The following is a 3,449-nucleotide window of genomic DNA, read 5'->3' on the forward strand; positions in this document are numbered from 1 at the left end:
GCGGAACCCCCTGCGCGATGGCGAGCACGTTGTGGAAAAACGAGCCTTTGTGAAAATGGATACCAAGCAGCTTCGGGATCTGGTCCACGACGATGACAATCCCCACGCCTGCCTTGAAGCCGATCAGCACTGGTTCGGAAATGAAATTCGCGACAAAGCCGAGCCGCAGCACTCTTGCGACGACCAGGATCGCGCCCACCAGGCATGTCAGCGTCGCCGAAGCCGTCATCAGACTGGCCGTATCGTTCGCGGACGCCACGCCGTCGAGCGCCGTCGCGATCAGGATTGCGATCGTTGTTGTCGTACTCACGCTGAGGACACGCGAAGTTCCCAGCAAAGCGTAGATCAACATGGGTATGAAAGCGGTGTAGAGCCCGACTTGAACCGGCAGCCCGGCGATAGTCGCATAGGCGAGCGCCTTCGGGATCACGACGGCGGCCACGGTTAGCCCGGCGACGATATCGGGCCGTGCCCACTCCTTCCTGAAATCGCGAAGCCAGTCCGGGAAAGGCATGCGCACGCCGCCCGCTGAAAACCGCAAGGTCCGGCGACCAGGCTGGCCATGGAGTTTTCGTTGACGGTCAGGACGTTCTGGCTTCATGGATCATGGCCGAGCGTGAAGGCCACTAGTTTCGCGCGCGTTGCCGCAGGCGATGTCGCAGGACCGATGGTGGTCGTCAGGTGAAGTACATTTCCAGCAGAGTCAGAATTTCTCCGGTATATATTTAAAAGGATAGTCCGGTTCTTCATAGCCGTCCGGCTTTTGCCGCTTGGGCAAAGTCACTTTCTTGCGCGGCATGGCTTCATAGGGAATCTTGCGGAGTAGATCACTGATGATATTGAGCCGTGCACGTCGTTTGTCATTCGAATTAGCCACGAACCACGGAGCAATCGGGGTATCGGACGCGTTGAACATCGCGTCACGCGCACGCGAGTAGTCATACCATCGGTTATAGGACTTCAGATCCATGTCGGACAGTTTCCACACCTTGCGCCCGTCGTGGATTCGCGCCTCGAGGCGGCGAGTCTGTTCTTCCTGACTGACCTCCAGCCAGTATTTGAGCAGGATGATTCCGGATTCGATGATCGCCTGCTCGACCAGTTGCACAGCCTTCAAGAATTTCACCGCGTCCTCTTCAGAGCAGAAACCCAACACCCGCTCGACTCCCGCGCGGTTGTACCAACTGCGGTCGAAGATCACGACTTCCCCAGCAGCCGGCAAATGCGGCAGATAGCGTTGCAGGTACATCTGGCTCTTCTCGCGCTCGGTCGGCGCTGGCAGCGCAACCACGCGGAATATGCGCGGGCTCACGCGCTCGGTAATCGCCTTGATGGTGCCACCCTTGCCAGCGCCGTCGCGTCCTTCGAACACAATGCAGACCTTGCCACCCGCTTGCACGACCCACTCCTGGAGCTTGACCAGTTCAACGTGCAGCTGGCACAACTCCTTCCTATACTCCTTATACGACAAGGGCTTGTTTTCCAGGGAGCGGTCGTTCCTTGCCTCTGTCTTCGCCATTCCATGTCTCCACGTGCACACTGACTTACGGTATTCGTGAAATCCTTTCAAGATGAAGCGTAGGCGTCAGCACGAAAAGCCGCAATACGATCTTGGTCCAATATCGTGACCGCCTCGACCGCCGTACGCTGATGAAACTGAACCATGTGATGGGTGCGGGTGCGCGCCTGATTGTCACAAGGACGCCACCTGATTCCGCGAATGGCCCGCAAACGGGGTGTTACGCGCCGTGCCTGCGCGTTCGGCCGGCCGGCAGCGGACGTGACTAGGCGCTATCCGCGAAAGGGGAGTTCATGCTCGCTACCGGTCTGACGCATCAGGAAGACGTTGAAACGCGCGAACCGATCCTCGATACCGTAGATCGGGTTTCGGAACTGTGCTTTGGCTTGTTCATGGCGCTTACCTTCGTCGGCGCCGTATCGGTTGTCACGGCCGGAGAAGATGCCGGCCAGAAAATGCTGTACACGGCACTTGGCTGCAACCTCGCATGGGGACTGGCCGATGCGGTGATGTTTCTGGTGCGCACCCTGGCAAATCGCGGCAGGCGGCTCACGCTTGCGCTTGCCGTGACAAACGAACTGGACGCTGCGACCGCGGTCCGCGCGCTGCGCAACGCATTGCCGAAGGCGATGAAGAGTCTGATTGCCGATACCGAGCTAGAGCTTATCCGGACGCGTATTGTTGCAACGGCGACTCTGCCTCACCGCCCGCGGCTGTTGCTCGAAGACTATATCGGCGCGGCAGGGGTTTTCGTCATCGTCGTCTTGTCCACCTTCCCGGTCGCGTTGCCGTTCGTCCTGTTCAAGGACACCTCAATTGCCTTGATTGTTTCGCGCGTGCTTACGCTGGCAATGTTGTTCTGTGCTGGTATCGCGCTGGGCCGCCATGCCGGATTCGGCGGATGGAAAGCAGGACTCGCGATGATGGCCCTTGGCGTCGCGCTGACCATGGCGATCATTGCGCTGGGCGGATAATGCGCGGCGGCGACTCTGTCGCGATAAGGCGGTAGAGTCGTACAAAGGCAATATTATGAGGATAGCTTATGTAACCAACGAGTAGAACTGGCAGGCTGCAGATGGATTGATTTTGCCAGTGTGTTTCACCTACCCTTTGGCGCTTTATAGGAGAGCTGGAGCGATCGGCACGGTCACGGTGGCCAACCTGCCGCATAGGACCAAAGTCTGATTGAATCAGATTGCCCGCGTGACAGGATGTACTCCAAGTCTCGACTAGAAGTGCTGCGAGCCCGTGATGTGATTGCGCGACCTCTCGCGCAGCGCAACAACCATTCGGAACTGGAGTCACGAGCCCAGTGCCCCCACGATATCGACGCTCCATGTACTGGATGACCACAGACTATTTGACAGCACTATTTGTGCCAATGTACGCGTAGGGCGGTCAATATTTTTCGCGAATGCAGTCAAACCAAACTCTTTGGATACAACAGGAACGGTCGGCACTCCAAAAAAGTACTGGCCTGAACTCGAGTCACTTGTCCGATCAACGCTGTCGCAACGTCAGCTGACGAATTGCCTTCGATGAAGTCAACCGTGCGTTGTGCGATTTGATATGGAGTCTCTAACATGAAATATCCCTTCATCGCGTTGGTCGTCGCAGTTTCCGCATGCGCCAGCCAACCACCGTCAGATGTTCACGTCGTCGGCCAAAGCCATCTTCCCCCTAAGGCGGTCGCCCAATGCATCGCGCTGAAATGGGCGAACAACTCCGGGCAGCCCGTCTATTCGCAGTACATGCTCGCCAACGAACAGGCATTCGATGTCTACGTTCCAGGCCAGCAACCGCCAGGTGGCGCCTCCGCCGTCGTACGACAGGCCTCAGGAGGTTCTTGGGTGGGTTTCCGCGGCGCCGACAGCAACGCGAGCAGCACCATCAATCAGTGCCTGTAACCGAGATTCAGGCTGGCTTGGAC

At 57.9% G+C, this 3,449-nt stretch carries 4 protein-coding genes; 2 read left to right on the forward strand and 2 right to left on the reverse strand.

What is annotated here, in order from left to right:
• Window positions 1–514: SulP family inorganic anion transporter (locus tag WCA53_RS17525; protein WP_423913156.1), on the reverse strand; the 514-nt coding region annotated here is incomplete at its 3' end.
• A gap of 189 nt (window positions 515–703) precedes the next feature.
• Window positions 704–1,519 (reverse strand): polyphosphate kinase 2, encoded by an 816-nt coding sequence (ppk2, locus tag WCA53_RS17530; RefSeq protein ID WP_423913148.1) that lies wholly within the window; start codon window positions 1,517–1,519, stop codon window positions 704–706.
• Window positions 1,520–1,812: 293 nt separating this feature from the next.
• On the opposite strand from ppk2, the gene WCA53_RS17535 reads away from it, so the two are divergent.
• Together WCA53_RS17535 and WCA53_RS17540 are read left to right on the forward strand one after the other, a co-directional pair.
• Window positions 1,813–2,493, forward strand: coding sequence for a hypothetical protein (locus WCA53_RS17535; protein WP_423913151.1), 681 nt, complete (start codon window positions 1,813–1,815; stop codon window positions 2,491–2,493).
• Between the two features lie 609 nt (window positions 2,494–3,102).
• A complete protein-coding gene (locus tag WCA53_RS17540; protein WP_423913153.1) occupies window positions 3,103–3,426 on the forward strand; it encodes a hypothetical protein in 324 nt (107 codons plus the stop codon).
• Window positions 3,427–3,449 lie beyond the last annotated feature (23 nt).

This window comes from Caballeronia sp. (assembly GCF_049581465.1).
GTDB lineage: Bacteria > Pseudomonadota > Gammaproteobacteria > Burkholderiales > Burkholderiaceae > Caballeronia.